General features: G+C 59.2%; 27 protein-coding genes and 1 tRNA gene. 11 read left to right on the plus strand and 17 right to left on the minus strand.

The window, feature by feature from the left end; all coding sequences use genetic code 11:
* Positions 1–152: 152 nt before the first annotated feature.
* From ychF to HK44_RS05140, 8 genes are all read right to left on the minus strand, one after another.
* Positions 153–1,253, minus strand: a complete 1,101-nt coding sequence (ychF, locus tag HK44_RS05105; RefSeq protein WP_019693636.1) for a redox-regulated ATPase YchF — start codon at positions 1,251–1,253, stop codon at positions 153–155.
* 23 nt (positions 1,254–1,276) lie between these two features.
* Positions 1,277–1,861 carry an aminoacyl-tRNA hydrolase gene (gene pth / locus HK44_RS05110; protein ID WP_019693635.1) on the minus strand — a complete coding sequence of 195 codons (585 nt, stop codon included), beginning with the start codon at positions 1,859–1,861 and terminating at the stop codon, positions 1,277–1,279.
* Positions 1,862–2,033: 172 nt separating this feature from the next.
* Positions 2,034–2,633: a 50S ribosomal protein L25/general stress protein Ctc gene (locus HK44_RS05115; protein ID WP_019693634.1), complete on the minus strand. Its 600-nt coding sequence runs from the start codon at positions 2,631–2,633 to the stop codon at positions 2,034–2,036.
* Between the two features lie 142 nt (positions 2,634–2,775).
* Positions 2,776–3,717 carry a ribose-phosphate pyrophosphokinase gene (locus tag HK44_RS05120; protein ID WP_003171603.1) on the minus strand — a complete coding sequence of 314 codons (942 nt, stop codon included), beginning with the start codon at positions 3,715–3,717 and terminating at the stop codon, positions 2,776–2,778.
* Positions 3,718–3,763: 46 nt separating this feature from the next.
* Positions 3,764–3,838 (minus strand) — tRNA-Gln (locus HK44_RS05125).
* A gap of 36 nt (positions 3,839–3,874) precedes the next feature.
* Complete coding sequence (ispE, locus tag HK44_RS05130; RefSeq protein WP_019693633.1) at positions 3,875–4,726, minus strand: 4-(cytidine 5'-diphospho)-2-C-methyl-D-erythritol kinase; 852 nt, start codon at positions 4,724–4,726, stop codon at positions 3,875–3,877.
* 1 nt (position 4,727) lies between these two features.
* The gene (gene lolB / locus HK44_RS05135; RefSeq protein WP_019693632.1) at positions 4,728–5,345 is read right to left on the minus strand and encodes a lipoprotein insertase outer membrane protein LolB; all 618 of its coding nucleotides are present in this window, start codon (positions 5,343–5,345) and stop codon (positions 4,728–4,730) included.
* A gap of 4 nt (positions 5,346–5,349) precedes the next feature.
* The gene (locus tag HK44_RS05140) at positions 5,350–7,074 is read right to left on the minus strand and encodes a tetratricopeptide repeat protein (protein WP_019693631.1); all 1,725 of its coding nucleotides are present in this window, start codon (positions 7,072–7,074) and stop codon (positions 5,350–5,352) included.
* Positions 7,075–7,290: 216 nt separating this feature from the next.
* Between HK44_RS05140 and hemA the strand changes: the two genes are divergently transcribed.
* From hemA to HK44_RS05170, 6 genes are all read left to right on the plus strand, one after another.
* Positions 7,291–8,580 (plus strand): glutamyl-tRNA reductase, encoded by a 1,290-nt coding sequence (hemA, locus tag HK44_RS05145; RefSeq protein ID WP_019693630.1) that lies wholly within the window; start codon positions 7,291–7,293, stop codon positions 8,578–8,580.
* Positions 8,577–9,659: a peptide chain release factor 1 gene (gene prfA / locus HK44_RS05150; RefSeq protein WP_019693629.1), complete on the plus strand. Its 1,083-nt coding sequence runs from the start codon at positions 8,577–8,579 to the stop codon at positions 9,657–9,659. The genes hemA and prfA overlap by 4 nt, the downstream gene beginning before the upstream one ends.
* A complete protein-coding gene (prmC, locus tag HK44_RS05155; RefSeq protein ID WP_019693628.1) occupies positions 9,660–10,490 on the plus strand; it encodes a peptide chain release factor N(5)-glutamine methyltransferase in 831 nt (276 codons plus the stop codon).
* A complete protein-coding gene (locus HK44_RS05160; RefSeq protein WP_019693627.1) occupies positions 10,484–11,239 on the plus strand; it encodes a molybdopterin-synthase adenylyltransferase MoeB in 756 nt (251 codons plus the stop codon). The genes prmC and HK44_RS05160 overlap by 7 nt, the downstream gene beginning before the upstream one ends.
* Positions 11,232–12,023, plus strand: a complete 792-nt coding sequence (gene murI / locus HK44_RS05165) for a glutamate racemase (RefSeq protein ID WP_019693626.1) — start codon at positions 11,232–11,234, stop codon at positions 12,021–12,023. Before HK44_RS05160 ends, murI begins: the two co-directional genes overlap by 8 nt.
* Positions 12,024–12,139: 116 nt before the next feature.
* Positions 12,140–12,658, plus strand: coding sequence for an acyloxyacyl hydrolase (locus HK44_RS05170; RefSeq protein ID WP_019693625.1), 519 nt, complete (start codon positions 12,140–12,142; stop codon positions 12,656–12,658).
* Between the two features lie 187 nt (positions 12,659–12,845).
* Here HK44_RS05170 and HK44_RS05175 read toward each other — a convergent pair whose 3' ends face one another.
* The 6 genes from HK44_RS05175 to HK44_RS05200 all read right to left on the minus strand — a co-directional run bounded on the left by HK44_RS05175 (position 12,846) and on the right by HK44_RS05200 (position 18,564).
* A complete protein-coding gene (locus tag HK44_RS05175) occupies positions 12,846–13,151 on the minus strand; it encodes a YkgJ family cysteine cluster protein (protein WP_019693624.1) in 306 nt (101 codons plus the stop codon).
* 96 nt (positions 13,152–13,247) lie between these two features.
* The gene (locus HK44_RS05180) at positions 13,248–14,051 is read right to left on the minus strand and encodes an SDR family NAD(P)-dependent oxidoreductase (RefSeq protein ID WP_019693623.1); all 804 of its coding nucleotides are present in this window, start codon (positions 14,049–14,051) and stop codon (positions 13,248–13,250) included.
* Positions 14,044–15,510 (minus strand): deoxyribodipyrimidine photo-lyase, encoded by a 1,467-nt coding sequence (gene phrB, locus HK44_RS05185; RefSeq protein WP_019693622.1) that lies wholly within the window; start codon positions 15,508–15,510, stop codon positions 14,044–14,046. The genes HK44_RS05180 and phrB overlap by 8 nt, the downstream gene beginning before the upstream one ends.
* Positions 15,511–16,455: a MerR family transcriptional regulator gene (locus tag HK44_RS05190; RefSeq protein WP_019693621.1), complete on the minus strand. Its 945-nt coding sequence runs from the start codon at positions 16,453–16,455 to the stop codon at positions 15,511–15,513. It lies immediately after the preceding gene.
* A complete protein-coding gene (locus HK44_RS05195) occupies positions 16,456–17,418 on the minus strand; it encodes a YbgA family protein (protein WP_019693620.1) in 963 nt (320 codons plus the stop codon).
* Positions 17,419–17,577: 159 nt separating this feature from the next.
* The gene (locus tag HK44_RS05200; protein WP_019693619.1) at positions 17,578–18,564 is read right to left on the minus strand and encodes an NAD(P)/FAD-dependent oxidoreductase; all 987 of its coding nucleotides are present in this window, start codon (positions 18,562–18,564) and stop codon (positions 17,578–17,580) included.
* Positions 18,565–18,760: 196 nt separating this feature from the next.
* Between HK44_RS05200 and HK44_RS05205 the strand changes: the two genes are divergently transcribed.
* Together HK44_RS05205 and hemH are read left to right on the plus strand one after the other, a co-directional pair.
* Entirely contained in the window at positions 18,761–19,663 is a 903-nt protein-coding gene (locus HK44_RS05205) for a TIGR01777 family oxidoreductase (protein ID WP_019693618.1), read from the plus strand.
* 13 nt (positions 19,664–19,676) lie between these two features.
* Positions 19,677–20,699 carry a ferrochelatase gene (gene hemH / locus HK44_RS05210; RefSeq protein WP_019693617.1) on the plus strand — a complete coding sequence of 341 codons (1,023 nt, stop codon included), beginning with the start codon at positions 19,677–19,679 and terminating at the stop codon, positions 20,697–20,699.
* A gap of 161 nt (positions 20,700–20,860) precedes the next feature.
* Here hemH and HK44_RS05215 read toward each other — a convergent pair whose 3' ends face one another.
* Both HK44_RS05215 and upp read right to left on the minus strand, forming a co-directional pair.
* Positions 20,861–22,135 carry a uracil-xanthine permease family protein gene (locus tag HK44_RS05215; protein ID WP_019693616.1) on the minus strand — a complete coding sequence of 425 codons (1,275 nt, stop codon included), beginning with the start codon at positions 22,133–22,135 and terminating at the stop codon, positions 20,861–20,863.
* 2 nt (positions 22,136–22,137) lie between these two features.
* Complete coding sequence (gene upp, locus HK44_RS05220) at positions 22,138–22,776, minus strand: uracil phosphoribosyltransferase (protein ID WP_019693615.1); 639 nt, start codon at positions 22,774–22,776, stop codon at positions 22,138–22,140.
* Between the two features lie 165 nt (positions 22,777–22,941).
* On the opposite strand from upp, the gene HK44_RS05225 reads away from it, so the two are divergent.
* The 3 genes from HK44_RS05225 (at position 22,942) to HK44_RS05235 (ending at position 24,547) form a co-directional block, all read left to right on the plus strand.
* On the plus strand, positions 22,942–23,499 hold the full coding sequence (locus HK44_RS05225) for a hypoxanthine-guanine phosphoribosyltransferase (RefSeq protein WP_019693614.1): 558 nt from the start codon (positions 22,942–22,944) through the stop codon (positions 23,497–23,499).
* A 3-nt stretch (positions 23,500–23,502) separates the two neighbouring features.
* The gene (locus HK44_RS05230) at positions 23,503–23,976 is read left to right on the plus strand and encodes a WbuC family cupin fold metalloprotein (protein ID WP_019693613.1); all 474 of its coding nucleotides are present in this window, start codon (positions 23,503–23,505) and stop codon (positions 23,974–23,976) included.
* Positions 23,977–24,259: 283 nt separating this feature from the next.
* Positions 24,260–24,547: a PA4642 family protein gene (locus tag HK44_RS05235; RefSeq protein ID WP_019693612.1), complete on the plus strand. Its 288-nt coding sequence runs from the start codon at positions 24,260–24,262 to the stop codon at positions 24,545–24,547.
* 75 nt (positions 24,548–24,622) lie between these two features.
* Here HK44_RS05235 and mqo read toward each other — a convergent pair whose 3' ends face one another.
* On the minus strand, positions 24,623–26,131 hold the full coding sequence (mqo, locus tag HK44_RS05240; protein WP_019693611.1) for a malate dehydrogenase (quinone): 1,509 nt from the start codon (positions 26,129–26,131) through the stop codon (positions 24,623–24,625).
* Positions 26,132–26,175 lie beyond the last annotated feature (44 nt).

Below are 26,175 nucleotides of genomic sequence, written 5' to 3' on the forward strand. Positions count from 1 at the left end.
CGGCTTTTAGGCGTCATACCCGGTAGCGTACCCATCAACATCCCAGATTACAATGGAGGAGGGTGGCAATCCTAAGACAAAAAATCCCCGTATCAGCGAGTGATTACGGGGATTTTGTGTCTATCGAGATCCGTGGAAATCCACGGTTCCTGTTACACGTTGAAGCGGAAGTGCATCACGTCGCCGTCTTTGACGATGTAATCCTTGCCTTCCAGGCGCCATTTACCGGCTTCTTTGGCGCCGGCTTCGCCTTTGTACTGGATGAAGTCGTTGTAGGCGATGACTTCGGCGCGGATGAAGCCTTTCTCGAAGTCGGTGTGGATCACGCCAGCAGCTTGTGGTGCGGTGGCACCGACGCGGACGGTCCAGGCGCGGACTTCTTCAACGCCGGCGGTGAAATAGGTCTGCAGGTGCAGCATTTCGTAGCCAGCGCGGATTACGCGGTTCAAGCCGGGTTCTTCGAGGCCCAGGGCTTCGAGGAACATGTCCTTTTCTTCGCCGTCTTCAAGTTCGGCGATTTCCGCTTCGATCTTGTTGCAGACCGGTACAACCACAGCGCCTTCTTCTTCGGCGATGGCCTTGACCACGTCGAGCAGCGGGTTGTTTTCGAAGCCGTCTTCAGCAACGTTGGCGATGTACATGACCGGTTTGGTGGTCAGCAGGTGGAAGCCACGGATCACCGCTTTTTCGTCGGAGCTCAGGTTCTTCATCAGGCTGCGAGCAGGCTTACCGATGGTGAAGTGAGCGATCAACTGCTCCAGCAGGCCTTTCTGAACCACGGCGTCCTTGTCACCACCCTTGGCGTTGCGGGTGACTTTCTGCAGTTGCTTCTCGCAGCTGTCGAGGTCGGCGAAGATCAGTTCGAGGTCGATGATCTCGATGTCGCGTTTCGGGTCGACGCTGTTGGAGACGTGAATCACGTTCTCGTCTTCGAAGCAGCGGACTACGTGAGCGATGGCATCGGTTTCACGGATGTTGGCCAGGAACTTGTTGCCCAGACCTTCACCTTTCGAGGCGCCGGCAACCAGGCCAGCGATGTCGACGAATTCCATGGTGGTCGGCAGGATGCGCTTCGGATTGACGATGGCCGCCAGGGCTTCCAGGCGCGGGTCCGGCATCGGCACGATGCCGCTGTTCGGCTCGATAGTGCAGAAGGGGAAGTTTTCGGCCGCGATACCGGATTTGGTCAGGGCGTTGAACAGGGTGGACTTGCCGACGTTAGGCAGGCCGACGATGCCGCAGTTGAATCCCATGGTATTTCCCCAAGGAGTTAGAGTCAGGCCTTCTGGGTGTGCAGGTTTTTCATCGCGCGGTTCCATTCTCCGGCGAGGATATCCGGCAGCACGCCGAGGGCAAAGTCGATGCTGGCATCGAGTTTTTCCTGTTCGGCGCGTGGCGCACGACCCAGGACAAAGTTTGAAACCATACTGGCAACGCCTGGGTGGCCAATGCCGAGCCGCAAGCGGTAAAAGGTATTTTGATTGCCCAGTTGCGCGATGATGTCGCGCAACCCGTTGTGACCGCCATGCCCGCCGCCCTGCTTGAGCTTGGCAACGCCGGGTGGCAAGTCGAGTTCGTCATGCGCCACCAGTATTTCTTCCGGTTTGATGCGGAAAAACCCGGCAAGAGCCGCCACGGCCTGGCCGCTACGGTTCATGTAGGTAGTGGGAATCAGCAGACGAACATCCTGACCCTGATGCGAGAAGCGCCCGGTCAGGCCGAAATATTTGCGATCGGCCACAAGGTTGATGCCTTGTGCTTGCGCGATGCGCTCAACAAAAAAGGCCCCTGCGTTATGCCGGGTCTGTTCGTATTCGGCGCCTGGATTTCCCAGGCCAACGATCAGTTTTATGGCAGTCACGTCAGGGGCCCTTCTTTGGAGTGGTGGATAACATCGGCGCAATAGGAGGTGTGTGCGGCGAAAGTGGACGAGAAATGCTCATTTACCATTATGTAAACTCCGCGTTCCCGCCCGCTTTCTCGCTACGTTCCAGTCCGCGATGTTACTTGCTCACTCCGGCGTACAGAGTGAATTACTCTGCAGCGCCTTCTGCAGCTTCTGGAGCAACACGTGGAGCGTGAACGTTGGCAACAGCCAGGTCGTTACCGTGAGCCAGAGCAACAAATTCAACGCCTTTAGGGGCCTTGATGTCGGACAGGTGAATGATCGAACCGATTTCGGCGTCAGCCAGGTCGATTTCGATGAATTCAGGCAGGTCTTTTGGCAGGCAGGAAACTTCAACTTCAGCAACAACGTGCGAAATTTCGCCGCCTTTTTTCACTGCAGCAGCTTCGTTGACGAAGTGCACAGGAACGTGAGCGGACAGTTTCTGACCAGCAACAACGCGTACGAAGTCAGCGTGCATCACGTGGCCTTTGGCCGGGTGACGTTGCAGAGCTTTGATGATTACGTTTTGCTTGGTGCCGCCAACATTCAGCTCGATGATGTGGCTGTAAGCCGCTTCGTTTTCGAGCAGTTTGGCAACTTCTTTGGCCAGCATGCTGATGGATTCAGGGGCTTTTTCGCCACCGTAAACTACAGCTGGAACCAGGCTTGCGAGACGACGCAGGCGGCGGCTCGCACCTTTCCCCAGGTCGGAACGCACTTCAGCATTCAGAGTAAATTCGTTCATGTTGTATCTCCAAAATAACCACATTCGCCCCAGCGTTTGCGACCAGCGCTAAAGGCGATATGGGCAAAAAAGCCCCGCCCCGACAGGTTATGCCGGGGCGGGGCGCTTTTCGTCATCGAGATGTATCCGAAGGGCAGGGCCCTTAGCGGAACATCGCGCTGATCGATTCTTCGTTGCTGATGCGGCGAACCGCTTCGGCAACTACCGGTGCGATATCCAGTTGACGGATACGTGCACAGGCTTGTGCTGCAGCGGACAGCGGGATGGTGTTAGTCACCACCAGCTCGTCCAGCACTGAATTTTCAATGTTTTCGATGGCCCGACCCGACAGCACAGGGTGTGTGCAGTAGGCAAAGACTTTGGCAGCGCCATGCTCTTTCAAGGCTTTAGCCGCGTGGCACAGGGTGCCGGCGGTATCGACCATGTCGTCGACCAGAATACAGGTACGCCCTTCGACATCACCGATGATATGCATCACTTCAGAGTGATTGGCTTTCTCACGGCGCTTGTCGATGATCCCGAGATCCACGCCCAGGGATTTGGCAACAGCACGTGCACGCACGACGCCGCCAATGTCCGGGGACACGATCATCAGGTTTTCGAAGCGTTGATCTTCGATGTCATCCACCAGTACCGGGGAGCCGTAGATGTTATCTACCGGAATATCGAAGAAGCCCTGGATCTGGTCAGCATGCAAATCAACCGTGAGAACACGATCGATGCCGACTACGGTAAGCATGTCAGCGACGACTTTCGCGCTGATAGCCACACGTGCGGAACGCGGACGGCGATCCTGACGGGCATAACCAAAGTAGGGGATCACCGCAGTGATTCGAGTGGCTGAGGAGCGACGGAAGGCATCAGCCATCACGACGAGTTCCATCAGGTTATCGTTGGTCGGAGCGCAAGTCGGCTGAATAATGAAGACGTCTTTACCGCGGACGTTTTCATTGATCTCAGCGGTAATCTCGCCGTCGGAAAACTTACCGACAGAAATGTCACCGAGAGGGATATGCAGCTGACGTACGACACGCCGAGCCAGATCGGGGTTAGCGTTCCCCGTAAAGACCATCATCTTGGACACGCGCAGTACCTGAAGGCTGAGGGTAACCTGGATGAGTATAGGAAAATGGCAGGGGCGGCTGGATTCGAACCAACGCATGGCAGGATCAAAACCTGCTGCCTTACCGCTTGGCGACGCCCCTGTATCTGTTGCAACGAGTACCCAGTACCCGGTTCTTTTAGAGCAGACTTTGCAGCTTGCGATGCAACATCGAAACGTTGCTTCCCTTTGCTACAAACCCTGTAAGGGTCTCTGTAAGAAGGGCCGAGACTTTATCAGCTTCAGCTTTGCTTGGGAAGCCCCCAAACACACAACTTCCAGTTCCGGTGAGTTTTGCTTCGGTATATTTACCTAACAAATTCAAAGCGTTACGTACCTCTGGATAACGCCTTGCTACCACCGGTAAGCAGTCATTTCGACTGTTTCCCTTGGGAACGGGGCGCACTTTAATGGGAGAAGAGTTACGTGTCAACAGCGGATCTGAAAAAATTTCTGCTGTACTTACAGATACTTGCGGCACCAGCACGAGATACCACGGCTCGATAGGGTCTACAGGGGTGAGCTTTTCTCCCACGCCTTCGGCGAAAGCCGCGTGCCCACGCACGAAAACCGGGACGTCCGCGCCGAGCGTCAGGCCCAGCGTGGCCAGTTGATCCGCGTCCCAGCCCAGCTGCCAGAGGTGATTGAGGCCCAACAGCGTGGTGGCCGCATTCGAACTGCCGCCACCGATTCCACCGCCCATGGGCAGGATTTTTTCGATCCAGATATCAATGCCCAGCGAACAAGCGGATTGTTCCTGAAGTTTTTTGGCGGCTTTGACGATCAGGTTGCTGTCGTGAGGGACGCCTTCGAATTCGGTGTGCAGGCGAATGACGCCGTCATCGCGTACGGCGAAGGTGATTTCGTCGCCGTAATCGAGAAATTGAAACAGCGTCTGCAACTCGTGGTAGCCGTCTTCACGGCGACCGAGGATGTGCAGCATCAAATTCAGTTTTGCCGGCGAGGGCAGGGTCAGGCGAGTGGCAGGCATGTCATTGCCCCAATTTGCGAGGTTGCCAGTCCTTGATCACCAGCGTGACATCAAGGTCGGTGCTGTGCAGTTTGATCCGCTCGGGCAGCCAATAACCGTTTTGCTGGATGTAGCTGAGGTACTCGACTTGCCAGCCATCCTGCTCGAGAGTGGCCAGGCGACTGTCGGCATCCAGGTTCAGGCGGCTTTTGCTGTCAGGCGCGGGCAATCCGCGAACCCACCAGACCAAATGCGAAACCGGCAGTTTCCAGCCTAGCTGTTCTTCGAGCAGGGCTTCGGGCGTTGGCGCCTCAAAGCGACCCTGGTTGGCCACTTCCAGCGACACCTGTCCGGGGCGACCGGTCAAGCGTGCCGCGCCGCGACCCAACGGGCCGGACAGGCGAATGTCGTAGTAGTCCTGTCGTTGCAGCCAGAACACGGTGCCGCTGCCCGAGTCTTTCGGGGCCCGGATACCGACCTTGCCGTTGATTTGCCAGCCATCGAGGCTGGTTAGTTGCTGTTTGTGCTCGCGCCATTGCGCGGGATTGCCGTGGCCCTCGACGGATTCACGGGCGCCAAAGCCCGCGCAACCGGCGAGCAGGGCGATGAAGCTGAAAACGATGATGTGGCGCAAAAACATGATTTTAAAGAGTCTCGGAACCGGTCAGGCGCTTGATGGTACTGCGCAGGGTAGGGCTGTCGGGTTGTTCCTTGAGGAATTTTCCCCAGATTTGTTTGGCTTCGCGTTGCTTGCCGTTGGCCCACAGGACTTCACCCAGGTGCGCTGCGACTTCCTGATCGGGGAAACGCTCCAGGGCCTGGCGCAAGTAGCGCTCGGCGACATCAAGGTTGCCCAGACGGAAATTCACCCAGCCGAGGCTGTCGAGAACGGCCGGGTCTTCCGGGTTCAGCTGGTGCGCGTGCTCGATCAACGCCTTGGCTTCGGCGTAACGCGTGGTGCGGTCGGACAGGGTGTAACCGAGGGCATTCAGCGCCATGGCATTGTCCGGGTCACGCTTGATGATCAGTCGCAGGTCTTTTTCCATCTGCGCCAGGTCATTGCGTTTTTCCGCGAGCATGGCCCGGGTATAGAGCAGGTTCAGATCATCCGGATACTGCTTCAAGGCTGCATCGAGAACGGCCCAGGCGCGATCATCCTGCTTGTTGGCAGACAGGGTTTCGGCTTCGATCAGGTACAGCTGGATCGTGTAATCCGGTTGTTCGTCGCGTGCTCTGGCCAAACGGCTTTGGGCTTCGGCGGTGCGTCCGTTGTTTATCAGGATGTCGGACTGACGCAGTTGCGCCGGCAAATAGTCGTTGCCCGGGCCTACCAGCGCGTACTCGATCAGGGCGCCTTGCGGGTCGTTGCGTTCTTCGGCGATGCGACCCAGGTTCAGGTGGGCCGAGTCGACATGGCTTTCCCGGGCGATCAGGTCTTCCAGGTAACCCTTGGCCTCGTTCCAGGCCTTGGCTTCCAGGCAAACCAGTGCCAGGGAATAGCGCAACTCGTCGTCTTCCGGATACTGCTGGACCAGGCTTGAGAACTGCTCTTTGGCGTCGTCCATGCGGTCCTGTTCGACCAGCAGGCGGGCATACGTCAGGCGCAAGCGCTTGTCGTCGGGGTATTTGCGAATGCTTTTTTCCAGCAGCGGCAGCGCTTCATTGCCACGGTTGAGGCTTTGCAACAGGCGCGCGCGCAACAGAATCGGGGCGATTTCACCGGCTTGCGGAGGATTTTTCTCAAGCAGAGTCAGTGCGCCCTTGGCGTCACCGTCCTGTTGCAGCAACAGGGCCTTGCCGAAAATCAGCTGGCCGTTTTTCGGGTGGCGCAGCAGCAAACGGTCAAAACTCTTCATCAAACCGTTGCGGGTGTCCTGATCGGTATCGGCCGCGGACAGGGCGAGGAAGTCGAAGTGAGTATCGCCCTTGCCCTGCAAAACCTTCTCCATATAGGTCATGGAGTCGTCATAACGCCCGGCACGGGCCAGCTGAACGGCGGCGGCCCGTTGTGCTTCGAGGTCGTTCGGGGCGTTTTTCGCCCAGATCAGCGAGCTATCAAGCGCTGCCTGATCGGCGCCCAGGTATTCGGCGATGCGAAAGGCTCGCTCGGAGATACCCGGGTCCTGGGTGTTGACGGCCTGGGTCACGTAGTTGTCCAGGGCAATGTCAAAACGATTGCGCTGGCCAGCCAGTTCCGCGCTCAGCAGGCTGAAGATCGTGTCTTCACTGAACGAGCTGTAAACCTTGGGCTTTTCAGGAGCCTTCGTGCTGCCTTCGACCGGCGGGATACCGCTCGGCGAAACGGGTGCCAAGGCCTGGCAGCCGCTGAGGAAGACAAAAGCGAGGAGCAACGCGGAAGATCTATTCATATGGGAAGAGGACGACTAACCTGCGGTCGGATCATCATGACACAAGCCTTCGACCAAACATAACCGGCCTGTCAATTTGCCATTGAACTCAACCCCTGCGCAGGTGCTCGACCCCCTGTATAGAGGCAAGGTATCAGGACAATAGTCGGCAATGGTTGTTCTGAGTCAGGCGAAGTAGGACAATTGTCGGCTTCTCGACATCATCAGCGACCTTGAATGGCCTTCCTTGCACTCGGTATTAACCACAAGACTGCTTCCGTAGACGTCCGCGAGCGCGTGGCTTTTACTCCAGAGCAGCTGGTTGAGGCCTTGCAGCAGCTCTGCCGACTCACCGACAGCCGCGAAGCTGCGATCCTCTCCACCTGCAATCGCAGTGAACTCTATATAGAACAGGATCATCTTTCTGCGGATACCGTGTTGCGCTGGTTGGCCGATTATCACCATTTGAGCCTCGAAGAGCTGCGTGCCAGCGCTTATGTGCACGAAGATGATGCGGCAGTTCGTCACATGATGCGTGTCGCCTCCGGGCTCGACTCGCTGGTGTTGGGTGAACCGCAGATTCTCGGCCAGATGAAATCGGCCTACGCCGTGGCCCGCGAGGCTGGAACCATTGGTCCGCTGCTTGGGCGTTTATTTCAGGCCACGTTCAATGCGGCGAAGCAGGTGCGCACCGACACCGCCATCGGTGAAAACCCGGTGTCCGTGGCGTTTGCCGCGGTCAGCCTGGCGAAACAGATTTTCAGCGATTTGCAGCGCAGCCAGGCGTTATTGATCGGCGCTGGCGAGACCATTACCCTGGTCGCCCGCCATTTGCATGAGCTGGGCGTGAAGCGGATCGTGGTCGCCAACCGGACCCTGGAACGCGCCAGCATCCTGGCTGAGCAGTTTGGCGCCCACGCGGTGCTGCTCTCGGACATCCCGGCAGAACTGGTGCGCAGTGATATCGTCATCAGTTCTACCGCCAGCCAGTTGCCGATTCTTGGCAAAGGCGCGGTCGAAAGCGCCCTGAAATTGCGCAAGCATAAACCGATCTTCATGGTTGATATCGCTGTACCACGGGATATCGAGCCGGAAGTCGGCGAGCTGGATGACGTTTACCTCTATAGCGTCGACGATCTCCACGAAGTGGTCGCCGAAAACCTCAAGAGCCGTCAGGGTGCTGCCCAGGCGGCGGAAGAAATGGTTTCCATCGGCGCCGACGACTTCATGGTTCGTCTGCGTGAACTGGCGGCGGTGGATGTGCTCAAGGCCTATCGTCAACAGAGCGAACGTCTGCGCGATGAAGAATTGCACAAAGCCCAGCGCCTGCTTGCCAACGGCAGCAGTGCTGAAGACGTGCTGGTGCAGCTGGCCCGTGGCCTGACCAACAAACTGTTGCATGCTCCCAGCGTACAGTTGAAAAAGCTTACCGCCGAAGGCCGCCTCGATGCGCTGGCCATGGCCCAGGAACTCTTTGCCCTCGGTGAGGGTAATTCGGATAGCTCTTCGGATAAAAAACCGCAATGAAAGCGTCACTGCTCAATAAGCTGGACATCCTCCAGGACCGTTTCGAGGAACTGACCGCCTTGCTTGGCGATGGCGAAGTCATTTCCGATCAGAACAAATTCCGCACCTATTCCAAGGAATACGCGGAAGTTGAGCCGATTGTCGCCACCTATAAACAGCTGCTCAAGGTTCAGGGCGATCTCGAAGGTGCCCAGGCGCTGCTCAAGGACAGCGATCCGGACATGCGTGAAATGGCCGTCGAAGAAGTCCGCGAAGCCAAAGAGCAACTGATCGAACTTGAAGCCAGCCTGCAACGCATGCTGCTGCCCAAGGACCCGAACGACGGGCGCAACGTGTTCCTGGAAATTCGCGCCGGCACCGGTGGTGACGAAGCGGCGATTTTCTCCGGCGACCTGTTCCGCATGTATTCGCGTTACGCCGAACGGCGTGGCTGGCGGGTCGAGATTCTGTCGGAGAACATCGGGGAGCACGGCGGCTTTAAAGAAGTTATCGCGCGGGTCGAAGGCGACAATGTCTACGGCAAGCTGAAGTTCGAATCCGGCGCGCACCGCGTGCAGCGGGTTCCGGCCACCGAATCCCAGGGCCGTATCCACACCTCGGCGTGCACCGTAGCGGTGTTGCCTGAGCCGGACGAACAGGAAGCGATCGAGATCAACCCGGCAGATTTGCGCGTCGATACCTATCGCTCCTCCGGCGCAGGCGGTCAGCACGTGAACAAGACCGACTCGGCGATCCGGATTACCCACTTGCCGTCGGGCATCGTGGTCGAGTGCCAGGAAGAACGTTCCCAGCACAAGAACCGGGCGCGGGCGATGTCCTGGCTCTCGGCAAAATTGAATGACCAGCAAACCAGCGCCGCGGCGAATGCCATCGCCAGCGAGCGCAAATTGCTGGTGGGCTCGGGCGACCGCTCCGAGCGAATCCGGACCTACAACTTTGCCCAGGGCCGGGTCACCGACCACCGGGTCAACCTGACGCTGTATTCCCTCGACGAAATCCTTGCGGGTGGCGTCGATGCTGTGATCGAGCCGTTGCTGGCCGAGTATCAGGCTGACCAACTGGCAGCGATAGGTGAATAAATGACCATCATTGCCAGTTTGTTGCGTGCAGCCGATTTGCCGGACTCGCCGACCGCGCGCCTGGATGCCGAGTTGCTGCTGGCCGCTGCCCTGGGCAAGTCCCGGAGTTTTCTGCACACCTGGCCGGAGCGTATCGTTCCCAGCGAAGCCGCGCTGACCTTTGCCGAGTACCTGCAGCGTCGCCGCTCTGGCGAGCCGGTGGCCTATATTCTCGGCCAGCAGGGTTTCTGGAAGCTGGACCTGGAAGTGGCGCCGCATACGCTGATCCCGCGTCCGGACACCGAGTTGCTGGTTGAAACTGCGCTGGAACTGTTGCCCGCAACACCCGCCAGGGTTCTCGATCTAGGCACCGGCAGCGGCGCGATTGCCCTGGCTTTGGCCAGCGAGCGTCCGGCCTGGCAAGTCAGCGCAGTGGACCGGATCCTCGAAGCCGTGGCCCTGGCCGAGCGCAATCGCCAGCGTCTGCACTTGAACAACGTCACGGTGCTCTGCAGTCATTGGTTCAGTGCGCTGAAAGATCATCGCTACACGCTGATCATCAGCAACCCGCCTTATATCGCCTGCGCCGACCCGCATCTGGTGGCCGGTGACGTGCGATTCGAACCGGCCAGTGCGTTGGTCGCCGGCACCGACGGGCTCGATGACTTGCGCTTGATCATCGCCCAGGCGCCGCAGCACCTGGAGGCTGGCGGCTGGTTGATGCTCGAGCACGGTTATGATCAGGCCGATGCCGTGCGCGATTTGCTGCTGACCCAAGGTTTTGAAGAGGTCCACAGCCGCAAGGACCTCGGTGACCATGAACGTATCAGTCTGGGGCGTCTACCGTGCTGAATGATCAGGAGCTGTTGCGTTATAGCCGGCAGATTCTGTTGCAACATGTCGACATCGACGGCCAATTGCGACTCAAGCAAAGCCGCGTCTTGATCGTCGGCCTCGGCGGGCTCGGTGCGCCGGTCGCGCTGTACCTGGCGGCGGCTGGCGTCGGTGAGTTGCATCTGGCGGATTTCGACACGGTCGACCTGACCAACCTGCAACGGCAGATCATTCACGACACCGACAGCGTCGGGTTGAGCAAGGTCGACTCGGCTATCCGGCGTCTGACGGCGATCAACCCCGAGATTCAACTGATCGCTCATCGCGTCGCACTGGACGAAGACTCGTTGGCGGCTGCGGTGTCGGCGGTCGACGTGGTGCTCGACTGCTCCGATAATTTTTCCACCCGCGAAGCGGTGAACGCGGCGTGTGTGGCGGCGCGAAAACCCTTGGTCAGCGGGGCGGCTATTCGTCTGGAAGGGCAGTTGTCGGTGTTCGACCCACGTCGCACCGAGAGCCCGTGTTACCACTGTCTATACGGGCACGGCAGCGAAGCCGAACTGACCTGCAGCGAAGCCGGCGTGCTGGGTCCGCTGGTGGGGGTGGTGGGCAGCCTGCAAGCGCTTGAGGCGCTGAAACTGTTGGTCGGGTTCGGTGAGCCATTGGTGGGACGGTTATTATTAATCGATGCCTTGGGGGCGCGGTTCCGTGAGTTGCGGGTCAAGCGTGATCCAGGCTGCAGTGTTTGCGGGGGCAGGCATGCGTGAAGCGCCCATCGGCGTGTTCGATTCCGGGGTCGGCGGGTTGTCGGTGCTGGCTGAGATCCAGCAATTGTTGCCCAATGAATCGCTGTTGTATGTCGGCGATTGCGGGCACATTCCCTATGGCGAGAAATCTCCCGAGTTCATTCGCCAGCGTTGCAGCGTAGTCGCGGAGTTTTTTGTCCGGCAAGGTGCCAAGGCCTTGGTCGTGGCCTGCAACACGGCAACCGTGGCCGGTGTCGCGGATTTGCGTCGCGACTACCCGGACTGGCCCATCATCGGCATGGAGCCTGCGGTCAAGCCAGCCGCCGCGGCTACTCGCAGTGGCGTGGTCGGTGTGCTCGCCACTACCGGGACGTTGCAGAGCGCCAAGTTCGCGGCCTTGCTCGACCGTTTTGCCACCGATGTACGGGTCGTCACTCAGCCGTGCCCAGGGTTGGTGGAACTGATCGAAGCCGGTGACCTGCACAGCCAGGAGCTGTGCCAGTTACTGGCCGGTTATCTCGAACCTCTGCTGGCGGCCGGGTGTGACACGATTATTCTCGGTTGCACGCACTATCCTTTCCTCAAGCCATTGCTCAAGCAGATGCTCCCCGCCGACATCAGCCTGATCGATACTGGCGCGGCTGTTGCCCGGCAAACCCAGCGCCTGCTGGCCGAGCGTGAGTTGCTCGCAGAGGGACCACCTCGCGACGCGCAGTTCTGGACCAGTGCCAGCCCCGAGCACTTGAGAAATATCCTGCCGCTGCTCTGGCATAACGCCGGGGTTGTGCAAAGCTTCAGTCTGTAGACGATCGTTTTGGGGAACGCTTCACGTGGACGGATCTCTGTTGAAGCGTGGATTTTCATAGCACGACTGTCGAGCCATAAAAACCAAACATAATCGTTCGGAAAAGGATGTTTCTCATGAAGCGACTGTTCTGTTTAGCCGCGATCGCGGTCGCGTTGTTGGGGCACAGTTTTACCGCACAAGCAGCTGGCGTCGAGTTTGCGGTTGGCCAGACCAGCGGTTCGACCCAGACTTATCGCTTGGGCCTGCAATGGGATTGGGATAAAAGCTGGTGGCAGAGTGATGTCGGGCGCGTGACGGGCTACTGGAGCGGTGCGTACACCTATTGGAATGGTGACAAGACCGTAAGCAATCACAGCCTGTCGTTCTCTCCGGTGTTCGTTTATGAGTTTTCCGGGCAAACCGTCAAACCTTATCTGGAGGCCGGCATCGGCGTTGCGCTGTTCGCTCACGACGAAGTGGAAGACCGCCGGTTGGGCGAGGCTTTTCAATTTGAGGATCGATTGGGGTTCGGCCTGCGGTTTGCTGGCGGGCATGAAATCGGGATTCGCGCGACGCATTACTCCAACGCCCATATCAACATCACCAATGACGGTATAGAAAGCTTCGCGTTGCATTACACGATGCCGCTGTAACATCTGCGGCTCAGAAGTTTTTGTGGCGAGGGAGCTTGCTCCCGCCGGCCGGTCCGCGCTCGGGCAGAGCAGTCGTAAATTTTGCGACAGAATCTTTCTGGCGGGACGCAGGTGATGGTTTTTGGGGCCGCTTCGCGACCCCAGCGGGAGCAAGCTCCCTCGCCACAAATGAAGTGCAGCTCGATACTTACTTGTACGCCGTTGCGATCCCCTGACGTTCGTCGATACACTCCGGTGCGCCCATCTCGAACTCCCGGCAGATCAGCGGGCGCTTTTCATAAATGGTGCACATCATGCTGTCGCGATCCAGTGCGGCGCACCACCCGTCATCCAGGCGCAGCATGACTTCCCCGCCCCAATCGTCGGTGTCGATAAAACGTTCGGGCACGCCCGTGTCGGTGATCAGCATGACTTCGAGCTGGCAACAGCAGGCTGCGCAGGTCGAGCAGGTGACCGCCGGTTCAGCGATGGTCTTGATGGGGATCGTGTTCATAGGTGCGCAGTGTAAGGCAGCGCGCCGGTACTGTGTGAAAGGCCTGACAGACGCCCAACCGGATGAGGCTGCCGACAGGCGTTGGTCATGACCTGTTTACGGTGTATCGATGCTCGGCGGCGAGCACCTGGCCATGCGTTTGCCTATCACTAGTTTTCCGCGGCTGGACATTTTCGACAAGGGCCATAGTGCTGCCATGGACAGGGCCAGGAGGGGGACTTCCTGTGGGCGCTGCTTGAGTGTTTCGATGACATATCGCGCGGCTTTGTCGGCCGACCACATCTGTGGTATCGGATGGTCGCTGTTCCCGTTCAGTGGGGCGCCGACGAAGCTGGGGCTAACCAGGGTGACTTCAATGTCTTCCGATGCCAGATCGACGCGCAAGGACTCAAACAGATACCGCAGCCCGGCTTTCGAGGCACCATAGGCTTCGGCCCGAGGCAGAGCCAGGTCAGTGACCGAACTGGCGATACCCACCAGATGAGGAGCGATGCCGGCGCGCAGCAACGGCAGGGCGGCTACGATGCAATAGCTGCAGGCGAGGAGGTTGGTGCGCACCACGTGTTCGATGATCGAGCCGTCGAACTGTTTGGCATCAACATATTCACAGGTGCCGGCATTGATAATCACGGTGTCCAGCGAGCCCCACTCCTGTTGGATCCGCTCGCCAATCTCGCGCACGGTCTGGCTGTTGGTCAGATTGCCCGCCACCACCAACACTTGTCCCGGATAGCGCTGGGCCAGGACTTTTAATGGCGCAATCGTGTGGGCGCTGACCGCCAGGTGCGCGCCGGACTTCAACAGTTCTTCGGCCATTGCAGCGCCAATGCCGTTGCCGGCACCCGTCAGCCAATACCGTCGTGGCGTTGTATGACTTAATCCATTCTCCTTTTCAGTCATGTATCGCTCCGACATCCAGGCGCGAAGGCAAATGTTTGAACGCGGCCAGTGCGCGTTCGCGTGACTGACCCAGATTGACGATCGGCAGCGGATAGTCGGTCACGCTAAACAGTCCGCCCATGGCCGCCGGGTTGTGGATCGCTTTGTCGTTCAGCCCCGCCAACTCCGGCAGCCAGTGCTTGATGAACAGACCCTCAGCGTCGAATTTTTCCGACTGGCTCAGTGGGTTGAAAATCCGGAACCAGGGCGCCGAGTCGGTGCCGGTGGAAGCGCTCCACTGCCAGCCGCCGTTGTTTGCGGCCAGATCACCATCGATCAAATGGCGCATGAAAAAACGCTCACCTTCGCGCCAGTCGATCAGCAGGTTTTTTGTCAGGAACATCGCCACCAGCATCCGCAGACGGTTGTGCATCCAGCCGGTTTCCAGCAGTTGGCGCATGGCCGCGTCGATGATCGGCAACCCGGTACGCGCCTCTTTCCAGGCTGCCAGCTCATCCGGAGCGTCGCGCCAGGCCAGCGCTTCGGTTTCCGGGCGAAAGGCGCGGTGACGGGAGACCCGTGGATAGCCCACCAGAATGTGTTTGTAAAACTCGCGCCAGAGCAGTTCGTTGATCCAGGCGACAGCACCGGCGCTGCCACTGTCGAACTCGCCTTGATTACTTTGCAGGGCGGCGTGCAAGCACTGGCGTGGCGAAATCACTCCGGCCGCGAGGTATGCGGACAACTGGCTGGTACCGGGTTGTGCCGGGAAGTCGCGCTGGTCTTTGTAATCGTCGATCTGCCCTTGGGCGAAGCTCTCCAGACGCCGATGGGCTTCACCTTCGCCGGCTGGCCAGAGTGCGCGCAACGGATCGTGCGGAGCCTCGAAACCCTCGACCCGCAATGGAATCGGATCACGGTTGATGGTCGTGGGTACCTGAGCCCCGGGGGCGGCAATCAGGCGGGGTAGCGTGCCGTGCAGGCGGTCGTAGCAGACTTTGCGGAACTGGCTGAAGACCTGAAAGTACGTACCAGTCTTGGTCAGCACGCTGCCGGGCTTGAACAGCAATTGATCGAGGTAGCTGTAAAAGCCAATGCCCGCAGCGTCGAGAGTCTCGCTGACGGCCGCATCACGGCGACTTTCGTTCACGCCGTATTCCTCGTTGACGTGAACCGCCTCGATGTTCAGCTCTGTGCATAACTGGCCAAGTACCCGCGGCGCATCATCCCAGCGCGCGGCAGTACGGATCAGCAAGGGAATGTTCAGCTCACCGAGGGCGTGGCTCAACTCGCGCAGGTTACGCAGCCAGAAATCCACTTTGCACGGAGCATCATCGTGGGCGTGCCATTGCTGCGGACTCAACAAATACACTGCCACGCAGGGGCCACGCGCTGCGGCAGCCGAGAGGGCTGTGTTGTCATGCACGCGCAAGTCGCTGCGCAGCCAGATCAATTGCGGGATATTTTTGCGCACGAACATTTAAATGAGCCCGCGCTGAACCAGCGCCTGATGGGCCGACAACGGATCTTCGGCCAGAAACAAATCGGCTATTTCAGAGGTATTGGCAGACAGCTCGGCGTGGTGGATGCACACCGCAGGGCCGGCCATGAGTTTTGGGCAACTGACATTGGTCAGAAGTTTCGACAAATGTTTGAGATTGATCGTTTTACTGGAATACAGCAGCACACCACGTGCTTGCAGATGCTCGACCGCCAGCGCCAATTCGCCCGCTGGCAACGGCCAGTCGAACACTTCCACGAGGCAATCGGCGCTGCTGATCAGCCAGGCGGTGAGCCACAGATGCGGCTCCAGGGGCAAATCGGAGTGATTGATCAGCAGCAACGGCGCGCCGCGCAACTGACGGTTGTTATGGTAGACCCTTGCACCGAACTTGCTACGCAACCAGGAATAAAAGAATGTCCGCTCCATCTGCCCGCCGTACTGTCCTTGCCAGCGCTGTTCGAGTTCGTCCAGCAGCGGCATCAGCAGTCGCTCGCACACGGTGCGCGGTGGGTACAGCGACATGGCCTGATTGAGCGTCTCATCCAGTAGGCGCTCGGCGAGTTGACTGATCGCCTGCATCAGCTTGATGCGCAGGACATGCCAGTCATTCCCGATCGGTTCATGCAATGCTTGTGGCGTGTCCAGCAGCTGTTTGACCTGGCTGACGGCTACGCCGCGATTGAGCCAGGTGAGGATGTCATGGATCCGTTGCACATGCTCGGCCGAGAACAGCCGGTGTCCCTTGGGCGTGCGCTGCGGCACGATCAGCCCGTAACGGCGTTCCCAGGCGCGCAGGGTGACGGCATTGACGCCGGTGATTCGGGCGACATCGCGGATCGGCAGCCAATCGTCCTCCAGGGCCTGTTGATAGTCGGCGCCGGGGGCGTCGTCGTGGGGATGAGTGTCAGGTTCGGTTTTCATTTAAAGCGCATTTCGCAAGCTGAGGTTTTCCGGGTGCGGTTGCAGATACGCCTGCCGCGTAACGTACGGATCGGGATGATGGCGCAAGTGATGCTTGAGCAATGTCAGCGGTACCACCAAGGGCACGATGCCGTGGCGGTACTGACCGATCACGTGCTGCACTTCCTGTTTGTCTTCGGCGCTGATGACCTGTTTGAGATAGCCGCTGAGGTGCTGCAGCACATTGGTGTGGGTGCCGCGGGTGGCGCATTTTTTCAGCGCTGTCATCAGCTCGCTGAAATAGCGCGGGCCGAGCTCTTGGGGATCGGTCTGGCCCATATCACCCAAGAGCTTGCCCAAGGCTTTGTATTGCAGCGGGTTATGGGCCATCAACAGGTACTTGTAGCGTGCGTGAAAGTCGGTCAGGCCATTGCGACTCAAGCCATTTTTCAGGAGCTCCTGCCAGGCCGCGTAGGCAAATACCCGGGTCAGGAAATTTTCGCGTAGTACGGGGTCGTTCAGTCGACCGTCTTCTTCCACCGGCAGGTCCGGGTGTCGGACGCAAAACGCTTGAGCGTAGATGCCGCGTGCGCCGCCCTTATGCACGCTGCCGTTGGCGTGGTAAACCTTGACCCGCTCCAGGCCACAGGACGGTGATTTCTGCATGAAGATATAGCCGCAAATGTCGCCCAGCGCGCCGGCCATTTGCTGGCCGTAGTTCGTCAGCGCCTGAGTAACATCCCGTTCGTGGTGAGCCGTACCAACGGCGCGCGGTTGCTGCGGATCGCCGATCAGTCGAATCGGTTCACGGGGAACCCCCAGGCCGATGGCGACTTCCGGGCACACTGTAATGAATTCGAAATAATCCGTGAGGGTCCGACTGCACAACGGAGAGGCTTTATGCCCGCCGTTGTAACGCACCTCGGCGCCCATCAGGCAGGCACTGACGGCGATTTTCGGTTTGCTTGTGGAGTCGCAGGCCATGGAGGCACCTCGGATCTATATCTGTACAGGCTGCTCGCGCTGTACAACACGGCTTGATCATAGATCCAAAGGTGTACAAGTCAAATTATTTGTATAAGTTTAACTCGCTCCATTTTCCAGTGGTTTTCATCGCGACACGTCTGTGCGAGTTGATCCGTTTCACTGCAGGTGTGCATGCAGGCGGCGAGCCGCTTCCTGACCGCTCATCCAGGCTCCTTCGACGCGCCCCGACAGGCACCAGTCGCCACACACGTACAAGCCCAGGTCGGCATCGGCCAATACGCCCCATTCATGGCTGCTGGACGGGCGCGCGTAGAGCCAGCGATGGGCAAGGCTGAAGATCGGCGCGGGCATGGAATCGTGCAGCAGTTCGGCGAAAGCGCCGTGCAGTTGCTCGATCACCGCTTCTTTAGACAGGTCGATATGTTGTCGACTCCAGTTGCTGTTGGCGTGCAATACCCAGGTGTCGAGGGTGGTGTCGCGCCCCGGCTTGCTACGGTTACGCGCCAGCCAGTCGAGCGGGCTGTCCTGTACAAAGCAACCTTCCATCGGTGTATCCAGCGGTGTGTCGAAGGCCAGCGCAATGGCCCAGGTCGGGTCCATTTTTACCCCGGCGGCGACCCCGGCGAGTTTCGGCGCAGCGGCCAGCAGGGCAGTGGCTTGTGGCGCAGGCGTAGCGATGACGACGTGGCTGAAGGGGCCGTGGGTGAAGCCTTCGGCATCCTGCAAATGCCAATGTTCTTCGCCACGATAGACCTCGGTAATCCGGCAAGCGAAATGCGCTTCCGTATCGCCGATCAGCGCGCGGGTGATGGCGCTCATGCGTGGGGTGCCGACCCAGCGGGTCTGTTCATCCGGTGATGGGCTGAGTTGGCCACCCTGATAGTGGTAGAGCTGTGGCGTCCATTCGGCGACCCAGCCGTTGGCTTGCCAGCGCTGGACTTCAATGACAAAGCGGCGATCACGGGCGGTGAAATATTGTGCGCCCATGTCCAGTGCGCCGGCGTCGCTGCGTTTGCTCGACATGCGACCGCCGCTGCCACGGCTTTTATCGAACAATTGAACGACGTACCCGGCCTCTTGCAAGGCTTGGGCTGCCGAGAGTCCGGCGATGCCGGTGCCGATGATTGCGATGGGTACAGTCATAGAGGCCTCGTTTACCTTTCTGTACAGGCTACGCTGCAGGTTAAACCTATACAACATTGATTTCTGGTATAACTTCCAGCGTTCTCGTTCTGGCAGGTTGGCCTATTGTTAAACGCAGAACCTGCCTGATCCGAAACATCCCTGCTTATAAAAATAGACTAGTGATCAGGGTAAAACGCCACGCGAGGAAGATGTCATGCACATATTGCTGACCGGCGGTACTGGTTTGATAGGACGTCAACTCTGCCGACACTGGTTGAGCCAGGGCCATAGCCTGACGGTGTGGAGTCGCAGGCCCGAACAAGTCGCCAAATTGTGCGGCGCTCAGGTACGTGGCGTCAGGCGTCTGGAAGATATTGGCCAACGTCCGGTGGATGCGGTGATCAATCTCGCGGGTGCCCCGATTGCTGATCGCCTCTGGACTCATCGACGCAAGGCGCTGCTCTGGAGCAGTCGTATCAAGCTTACCGAAACCCTGCTGGCGTGGCTTGAAAGCCGCGAGCAGAAACCGCAGCTGTTGATTTCGGGTTCCGCAGTCGGCTGGTACGGCGACGGCGGTGAACGTGAGTTGACCGAGAAATCACCGCCGGTCAGCGAAGACTTCGCCAGCCAGTTATGCATTGCCTGGGAGGAGACCGCACAGCGCGCCGAGGCGTTGGGGATTCGGGTGGTGCTGGTGCGTACCGGGTTGGTGCTGTCGGCGGAGGGCGGCTTTTTGTCGCGGCTGTTGCTGCCGTTCAAAATGGGGCTGGGCGGACCGATTGGCAATGGTCGGCAGTGGATGCCGTGGATTCACATCGATGATCAAATTGCCCTGATTGATTTTCTTCTGCATCAGAAAGACGCTCGCGGTCCTTATAATGCGTGCGCGCCAAAACCGGTGCGCAATCGCGAGTTTGCCAAGACCCTTGCCAGCGTTTTGCACCGGCCGGCGTTCATGCCGATGCCGTCATTTGCCCTGAAGGTCGGTCTTGGCGAGTTGTCATTGTTGCTGCTGGGTGGTCAGCGGGCGATACCGGCGCGCTTGCTGGCCGCGGGTTTCACATTCCGCTTCACTGATTTGCGTGCGGCCCTGGACGACGTGTCCAGCCGCCTTTGAAATAGGACGTTGCATGACCGATCACGCGTTGCTCCTGGTCAACTTGGGTTCACCCGCTTCCACACAGGTGGCGGACGTGCGCAGCTACCTCAATCAATTTCTGATGGACCCTTACGTCATTGACCTGCCATGGCCGGTGCGACGTTTGCTGGTCTCGCTGATTCTGATCAAGCGCCCTGAGCAATCGGCTCACGCCTATGCCTCGATCTGGTGGGACGAGGGCTCGCCACTGGTGGTGCTCAGTCGCCGCTTGCAGCAAGCGATGACCGCGCGGTGGACCCAGGGGCCAGTCGAGTTGGCCATGCGTTACGGCGAACCGTCGATTGAGTCGGTGTTGACCCGCATGGCTGCTCAAGGGATCAAAAAAGTCACCCTCGCACCGCTTTATCCGCAGTTCGCCGACAGCACCGTGACCACGGTGATTGAAGAGGCCAAGCGGGTGGTGCGCGAGAAGAAACTGAATGTGCAGTTCTCGATTCTCCAGCCGTTCTACGATCAGCCGGAATACCTCGATGCGCTGGTGGCCAGTGCCAGGCCGTACCTGGAGCAGGATTATGATCACCTGCTGCTGAGCTTCCATGGATTGCCGGAGCGGCACCTGAAAAAGCTCAACCCTGGCCATAGTTTTGAGGGGGGCGGTGATTGCTGCGCCGGTGCGCCACCGGAAGTGGTTGCCACCTGCTATCGCGGTCAGTGCCTGCGTACCGCAGCGGCGTTTGCCAAGCGTATGGGTTTGCCGGATGGCAAATGGTCGGTGTCGTTCCAGTCTCGGCTGGGCCGCGCCAAATGGATCGAACCCTACACCGAAGCGCGTCTCGACGCGTTGGCCAGGCAAGGCGTGAAGAAGGTTCTGGTGATGTGCCCGGCGTTCGTGGCCGACTGCATCGAAACCCTGGAAGAGATTGGTGACCGTGGGCTCGAGCAGTTCCGCGAGGCCGGAGGCGAGGAGTTGGTGCTGTTGCCGTGTCTCAACGATGACCCGCACTGGGTGCAGGCGTTGAACACCCTGTGCGAGCGAGCGCCGTTGGCGTTGTAGGTGAACGGTAATGTGGCGAGGGAGCTTGCTCCCGCTGGGTCGCGAAGCGACCCTAAAACCTGCAACCGCATATCCTCAGACATATCGCGTTTGCCGAATTTACGACTGCTCCGCAGCCGAGCGGGAGCAAGCTCCCTCGCCACAGGGGACTGTCTAAGCCGTTAGAGCAACGGCTCATCCGCCTTCTTGTGCTTCCAGCTGTCATTGCCCGGCAGAATCAGGTTCAGCGCAATCGCCACGACAGCGCACAGCGCGATGCCCTTGAGGCCGAAGTCCTGCGCGCCGGTACCGGTGCCGACCAGCATGCCGCCAATTCCGAACACCAGCGTGACCGAGACAATCACCAGGTTGCGTGCCTCGGCCAAATCGATCTTGTGGCGGATCATGGTGTTCATGCCCACCGCAGCAATCGACCCGAACAACAGGCAGAGAATCCCGCCCATCACCGGCACCGGGATGCTTTGCAGCAGCGCACCGAACTTGCCGATAAACGCCAGGCTGATGGCAAAGATCGCCGCCCAGGTCATGATTTTCGGGTTGTAGTTCTTGGTCAGCATCACCGCGCCCGTCACTTCGGCGTACGTGGTGTTAGGTGGGCCACCGAGCAGGCCGGCGGCAGTGGTTGCGATGCCGTCGCCAAACAGCGTGCGGTGCAGGCCGGGTTTCTTCAGATAATCGCGTCCGGTCACGCTACCGACTGCGATCACGCCGCCGATGTGCTCGATGGCCGGGGCCAGCGCCACTGGGACAATGAACAGAATCGCCTGCCAGTTGAACTCTGGCGCGGTGAAGTGCGGCAGCGCAAACCACGGCGCAGCAGCGATCTTCGCGGTGTCGACGACGCCGAAGAAGAACGCCATGCCAAACCCGACCAGTACGCCGGAGATGATCGGCACCAGGCGGAAGATGCCTTTACCGAACACCGCCACGATCAACGTCGTCAGCAGCGCCGGCATGGAGATCATCATGGCGGTCTGGTAATGAATCAGCTCGGAACCGTCACCGGCCTTGCCCATCGCCATGTTTGCGGCAATCGGCGCCATCGCCAGGCCGATCGAAATGATCACCGGGCCAATCACCACCGGTGGCAATAAGCGATCGATAAAACCGGTGCCCTTGATCTTCACGGCCACGCCGAGAAAGGTATAAACGAAACCGGCCGCCATCACCCCGCCCATGGTCGCCGCGAGGCCGAACTGGCCCTTGGCGAGAATGATCGGGGTGATGAAGGCAAAACTCGACGCCAGGAACACCGGCACTTGCCGCCCGGTGACCACCTGGAACAGCAGAGTCCCGAGGCCCGCCGTGAACAGCGCGACATTCGGGTCGAGGCCGGTAATCAGCGGCATCAACACCAACGCGCCAAACGCCACGAACAGCATCTGCGCACCAGACAGCACCGTACGCCAGAGCGGGTCGTTGAACTCATCCCGCATGCTCACGCGTCCTTCTGCTTGGTGCCGAAGATCTTGTCGCCGGCATCGCCCAGACCCGGAATGATGTAGCCGTGTTCGTTCAGTTTTTGATCAATGGACGCGGTGTAGATGGTTACATCCGGGTGAGCCTTCTCTACCGCGGCGATGCCTTCAGGGGCCGCCACCAGGACCATCGCGCGGATGTCCTTGCAACCGGCCTTTTTCAGCAGGTCGATAGTGGCGACCATCGAGCCGCCGGTGGCGAGCATCGGGTCGATGATCATCGCCAGGCGTTCGTCGATTTCCGGAACCAGTTTCTCCAGATAGGTGTGCGCTTCGAGGGTTTCCTCGTTGCGGGCCACGCCCACGGCGCTGACTTTGGCGCCCGGGATCAGGCTGAGCACGCCTTCAAGCATGCCGATGCCGGCGCGCAGGATCGGCACGACGGTAATTTTCTTGCCGGCGATCTTCTCGACCGAAACAGTGCCGCACCAGCCTTCGATATCGTAGGTTTCAAGGGGCAGGTCCTTGGTCGCCTCGTAGGTCAGCAGGGCACCGACTTCCTGCGCGAGCTCGCGGAAATTCTTCGTGCTAATGTCGGCGCGGCGCATAAGGCCAAGTTTGTGTCGGATCAGCGGATGGCGGATCTCACGGATGGGCATAGGGAAAGGCTCCGGCGGCGGGCAAAAAAACCGGCCTAGATTAATCTATCCGAGGGTGTTGTCCTATAGACATACAGTACGTTAGTCCAGAAACGCTTGATCTGACCCGGCTGGATGCGTACCTTTGCTCGCTTTTCCGAATCCGCCACCCCCTTGGAGAGCACCATGTCCGCTGATCTCGAGCATATCCGTCAAATCATGCGAGAGGCTGACTGCCTGTACACCGAAGCTGAAGTCGAGGCGGCCATCGCCCGCGTTGGTGCGCAAATCAACGATCAGTTGGCTGAAAGCAACCCTGTGGTGTTCTGCGTGATGAACGGCGGCCTGATTTTCTCCGGCAAACTGCTGACCCATCTGAACTTCCCGCTGGAAGCGTCCTACCTGCACGCTACCCGCTATCGCAACGAAACCAGCGGCGGCGAGCTGTTCTGGAAGGCCAAGCCAGAAGTCTCGTTCATCGACCGTGACGTGCTGATCATCGACGACATCCTCGACGAAGGTCACACCCTGGGCGCGATCATCGACTTCTGCAAACATGCTGGCGCCCGCGCCGTGCACACCGCGGTACTGATCGACAAAGACCACGACCGCAAGGCTCGCCCGGACCTGAAAGCCGATTTCGTTGGTCTGCCGTGCATCGACCGCTACATCTTTGGTTACGGCATGGACTACAAAGGCTACTGGCGCAACGCCGCCGGGATCTACGCCGTCAAAGGAATGTAAGACATGACCACGCCGAGCTTTCTTGATCAAACACTGTTTACCGAGCTGACCGAGAAGGCTGCGGCCAATCCTCGTGGCCGGCAGCATCACAACTTCCATCAGATGGAGGAGCCGTGCCACCGCATGGCGGTGGGCTTGCAGCCATCGACGTACGTTGCGCCACATCGGCATTTGAGCGATGACAAGGCTGAAACCCTGTTGGTCCTCAAGGGCCGTCTGGGGGTGCTGGTTTTCGACGACGCGGGCCAGGTGATTGCCAAGCGAATCCTGGAGTGCGGCGGCGATACGCTGGGGATCGACCTGCCGGCCGGTGTTTATCACGGTCTGGTCGTGCTCGAAGCAGACAGCGTGATGTTCGAATGCAAGGCCGGTCCTTATCGCCCGGTGGGCGAGGGTGAACATGCGCATTGGGCTCCCCGCGAAGGCGAGCCTGGCGTTGCCGAGTATCAGGCCTGGATGCGCGCGCAGTTCGATTGACGGTGTGTTTTTCGTTGTTTTGTCGTCAGCGGTTCAGCCCGTGACGGCAAAACAGCGAGGCTTGCCCTTGCAAGAGTGCTCTGCCTACCCTCGGAGCCTGTCATGAGCCTTCTGGTTCGTAGCTGCGCCGCGCTCCCCCCAGTCTGCCGCCAGCGGCCATATTTGGGCAAACCTGCATACTGACTGGCGTTGTGCACACGCATTGAGTACTGGTCGTTGAGGCTTGGGGCGGGGCGGGGGTAAACTGCCCGCCCCGTGAGATGTCTGCGAGCTGGAGTCGGCAATGCGTAAAGATAAGAAACAGGTGATTGGTGACGAGATCGGCGATGCGCAGATCAAATTGTTCCTCGATTTTGAACCGGTCGACGCGACTTCACCGTCCCTGCACAAACTGATCAAGGCCTACCGTGGCCTGCGTATCGACGATTTCGAGCGTTTCCTGGCGTTTTTTGTCGAGGCCGGTTACGACCTGGACGGCAAGGACGAGCACGGCAAGGACTTCGTTGCCCTGATCCAGGATCAGCGTAATGCCGCCGATTACGTCGAGTTGATCCAGAAAGCTCGCGGCTGACCTGTACCTGCAGGTGGTGATAACAAAAACGCCCCGCTCTCAACGAGAACGGGGCGTTTTTTTTATGCGCGAGCATCAAGCGAAGCTTGGGGTCTCGCTACTTTCTTCAACCAGTTCCAGCGCGATGTTGTTCTGCGCGTTGATCTTGCGATACAGCGCAGCGTCGGTTTCCAGGACTTTTTCCCGGGCCGGGAAGATTTCGGCCAGCTTGGTCGCCCACTCACCCTTGGCTTTGTTCGGGAAGCATTTTTCGATCAGCTCAAGCATGATCGACACCGTGACCGACGCGCCCGGCGAGGCACCGAGCAGCGCGGCAAGCGATCCGTCCTTGGCAGCAACCAGTTCGGTACCGAACTGCAGGACGCCGCCTTTTTTCGGGTCTTTCTTGATGATCTGCACGCGCTGGCCAGCGACTTCCAGACGCCAGTCTTCGGCCTTGGCTTGAGGGTAGAAGCGGCGCAGCGATTCCAGGCGTTGTTCCATCGATTGCATCACTTCGCTGACCAGGTACTTGGTCAGGTCCATGTTGTTTTTCGCCACGGCCAGCATCGGGCCGATGTTGCCGACACGAACCGACATCGGCAGGTCCATGAACGAACCGTGCTTGAGGAACTTGGTGGTGAAGCCGGCGTAAGGTCCGAACAGCAGGGACTTCTGGCCATCGACGACGCGGGTGTCCAGGTGTGGCACCGACATCGGTGGCGAACCCACCGCTGCCTGGCTGTAGACCTTGGCCTGGTGGTGTTTGACCACTTCCGGGTTGTCGCAACGCAGCCATTGGCCGCTGATCGGGAAACCGCCGAAACCTTTGCTTTCTTCGATGCCCGAAGCCTGCAACAACGGCAAGGCCGCGCCGCCGGCACCGAGGAACACGAATTTGGCATCGACTTCGCGGCTGTTGCCGCTGTTGACGTCCTTGATGCTGACGGTCCAGCCGTTGCCGTTACGCTTGAGACCGGTCACGCGCTTGCAGTACTTGACCTGGGCATCGGGTGCGCTGGTCAGGTGCTTGAGCAGTTGATTGGTCAGGGCGCCGAAGTTGACGTCGGTGCCGTTCATCACGCGGGTCGCGGCGATGACTTCGTCGGCCGGACGACCAGGCATCATCAATGGCATCCATTCGGCCATTTTTGCCTTGTCTTCGGTGTACTCCATCTCGGTGAAGGCGTGGTGCTTGCTCAGCACCTTGAAACGTTCCTTGAGGAACGAAACGCCAGCCTCACCTTGCACGAAGCTCAGGTGCGGAACCGGGCTGATGAAGGATTTCGACGAGCCGAAGGTGCCTTTTCGGGTCAGGTAGGACCAGAACTGCTTCGACACCTCGAACTGGGTGTTGATGTGCACGGCTTTCTTGATGTCGACGCTGCCGTTAGCGGCCTGTGGCGTGTAGTTCAGCTCACATAGCCCGGCGTGCCCGGTACCGGCGTTGTTCCACGGGTTGGAACTCTCCGCGGCACCGGAATCCATCAGCTCGACGACTTCCAGCTTGATCGCGGGGTCGAGCTCTTTGAGCAATACAGCAAGGGTGGCACTCATGATGCCGGCCCCAACCAGTACTACGTCGACTGCTTCGTTATGCGCCATTTAACGCGTCTCCAAAATCTGCAGCACCAAATTGTCGGCATAGC

It is taken from the genome of Pseudomonas fluorescens HK44, assembly GCF_000217955.3.
In the GTDB taxonomy this organism is placed as follows: domain Bacteria; phylum Pseudomonadota; class Gammaproteobacteria; order Pseudomonadales; family Pseudomonadaceae; genus Aquipseudomonas; species Aquipseudomonas fluorescens_AQ.

Bases quoted from the DNA above. Each gene is read 5' to 3' on its own strand.
- lolB (WP_019693632.1), bottom strand. From the start codon at position 5,345: ATGTTTTTGCGCCACATCATCGTTTTCAGCTTCATCGCCCTGCTCGCC.
- phrB (WP_019693622.1), bottom strand. From the start codon at position 15,510: ATGTTCGTGCGCAAAAATATCCCGCAATTGATCTGGCTGCGCAGCGAC.
- mqo (WP_019693611.1), bottom strand. From the start codon at position 26,131: ATGGCGCATAACGAAGCAGTCGACGTAGTACTGGTTGGGGCCGGCATC.
- prfA (WP_019693629.1), top strand. From the start codon at position 8,577: ATGAAAGCGTCACTGCTCAATAAGCTGGACATCCTCCAGGACCGTTTC.
- hemA (WP_019693630.1), top strand. From the start codon at position 7,291: ATGGCCTTCCTTGCACTCGGTATTAACCACAAGACTGCTTCCGTAGAC.
- HK44_RS05170 (WP_019693625.1), top strand. From the start codon at position 12,140: ATGAAGCGACTGTTCTGTTTAGCCGCGATCGCGGTCGCGTTGTTGGGG.
- HK44_RS05175 (WP_019693624.1), bottom strand. From the start codon at position 13,151: ATGAACACGATCCCCATCAAGACCATCGCTGAACCGGCGGTCACCTGC.
- HK44_RS05200 (WP_019693619.1), bottom strand. From the start codon at position 18,564: ATGACTGTACCCATCGCAATCATCGGCACCGGCATCGCCGGACTCTCG.
- upp (WP_019693615.1), bottom strand. From the start codon at position 22,776: ATGCCCATCCGTGAGATCCGCCATCCGCTGATCCGACACAAACTTGGC.
- HK44_RS05235 (WP_019693612.1), top strand. From the start codon at position 24,260: ATGCGTAAAGATAAGAAACAGGTGATTGGTGACGAGATCGGCGATGCG.
- HK44_RS05115 (WP_019693634.1), bottom strand. From the start codon at position 2,633: ATGAACGAATTTACTCTGAATGCTGAAGTGCGTTCCGACCTGGGGAAA.
- HK44_RS05180 (WP_019693623.1), bottom strand. From the start codon at position 14,051: ATGACTGAAAAGGAGAATGGATTAAGTCATACAACGCCACGACGGTAT.
- HK44_RS05230 (WP_019693613.1), top strand. From the start codon at position 23,503: ATGACCACGCCGAGCTTTCTTGATCAAACACTGTTTACCGAGCTGACC.
- ychF (WP_019693636.1), bottom strand. From the start codon at position 1,253: ATGGGATTCAACTGCGGCATCGTCGGCCTGCCTAACGTCGGCAAGTCC.
- HK44_RS05225 (WP_019693614.1), top strand. From the start codon at position 22,942: ATGTCCGCTGATCTCGAGCATATCCGTCAAATCATGCGAGAGGCTGAC.
- ispE (WP_019693633.1), bottom strand. From the start codon at position 4,726: ATGCCTGCCACTCGCCTGACCCTGCCCTCGCCGGCAAAACTGAATTTG.
- HK44_RS05195 (WP_019693620.1), bottom strand. From the start codon at position 17,418: ATGGCCTGCGACTCCACAAGCAAACCGAAAATCGCCGTCAGTGCCTGC.
- HK44_RS05205 (WP_019693618.1), top strand. From the start codon at position 18,761: ATGCACATATTGCTGACCGGCGGTACTGGTTTGATAGGACGTCAACTC.
- murI (WP_019693626.1), top strand. From the start codon at position 11,232: ATGCGTGAAGCGCCCATCGGCGTGTTCGATTCCGGGGTCGGCGGGTTG.
- hemH (WP_019693617.1), top strand. From the start codon at position 19,677: ATGACCGATCACGCGTTGCTCCTGGTCAACTTGGGTTCACCCGCTTCC.
- HK44_RS05215 (WP_019693616.1), bottom strand. From the start codon at position 22,135: ATGCGGGATGAGTTCAACGACCCGCTCTGGCGTACGGTGCTGTCTGGT.
- HK44_RS05190 (WP_019693621.1), bottom strand. From the start codon at position 16,455: ATGAAAACCGAACCTGACACTCATCCCCACGACGACGCCCCCGGCGCC.
- prmC (WP_019693628.1), top strand. From the start codon at position 9,660: ATGACCATCATTGCCAGTTTGTTGCGTGCAGCCGATTTGCCGGACTCG.
- HK44_RS05140 (WP_019693631.1), bottom strand. From the start codon at position 7,074: ATGAATAGATCTTCCGCGTTGCTCCTCGCTTTTGTCTTCCTCAGCGGC.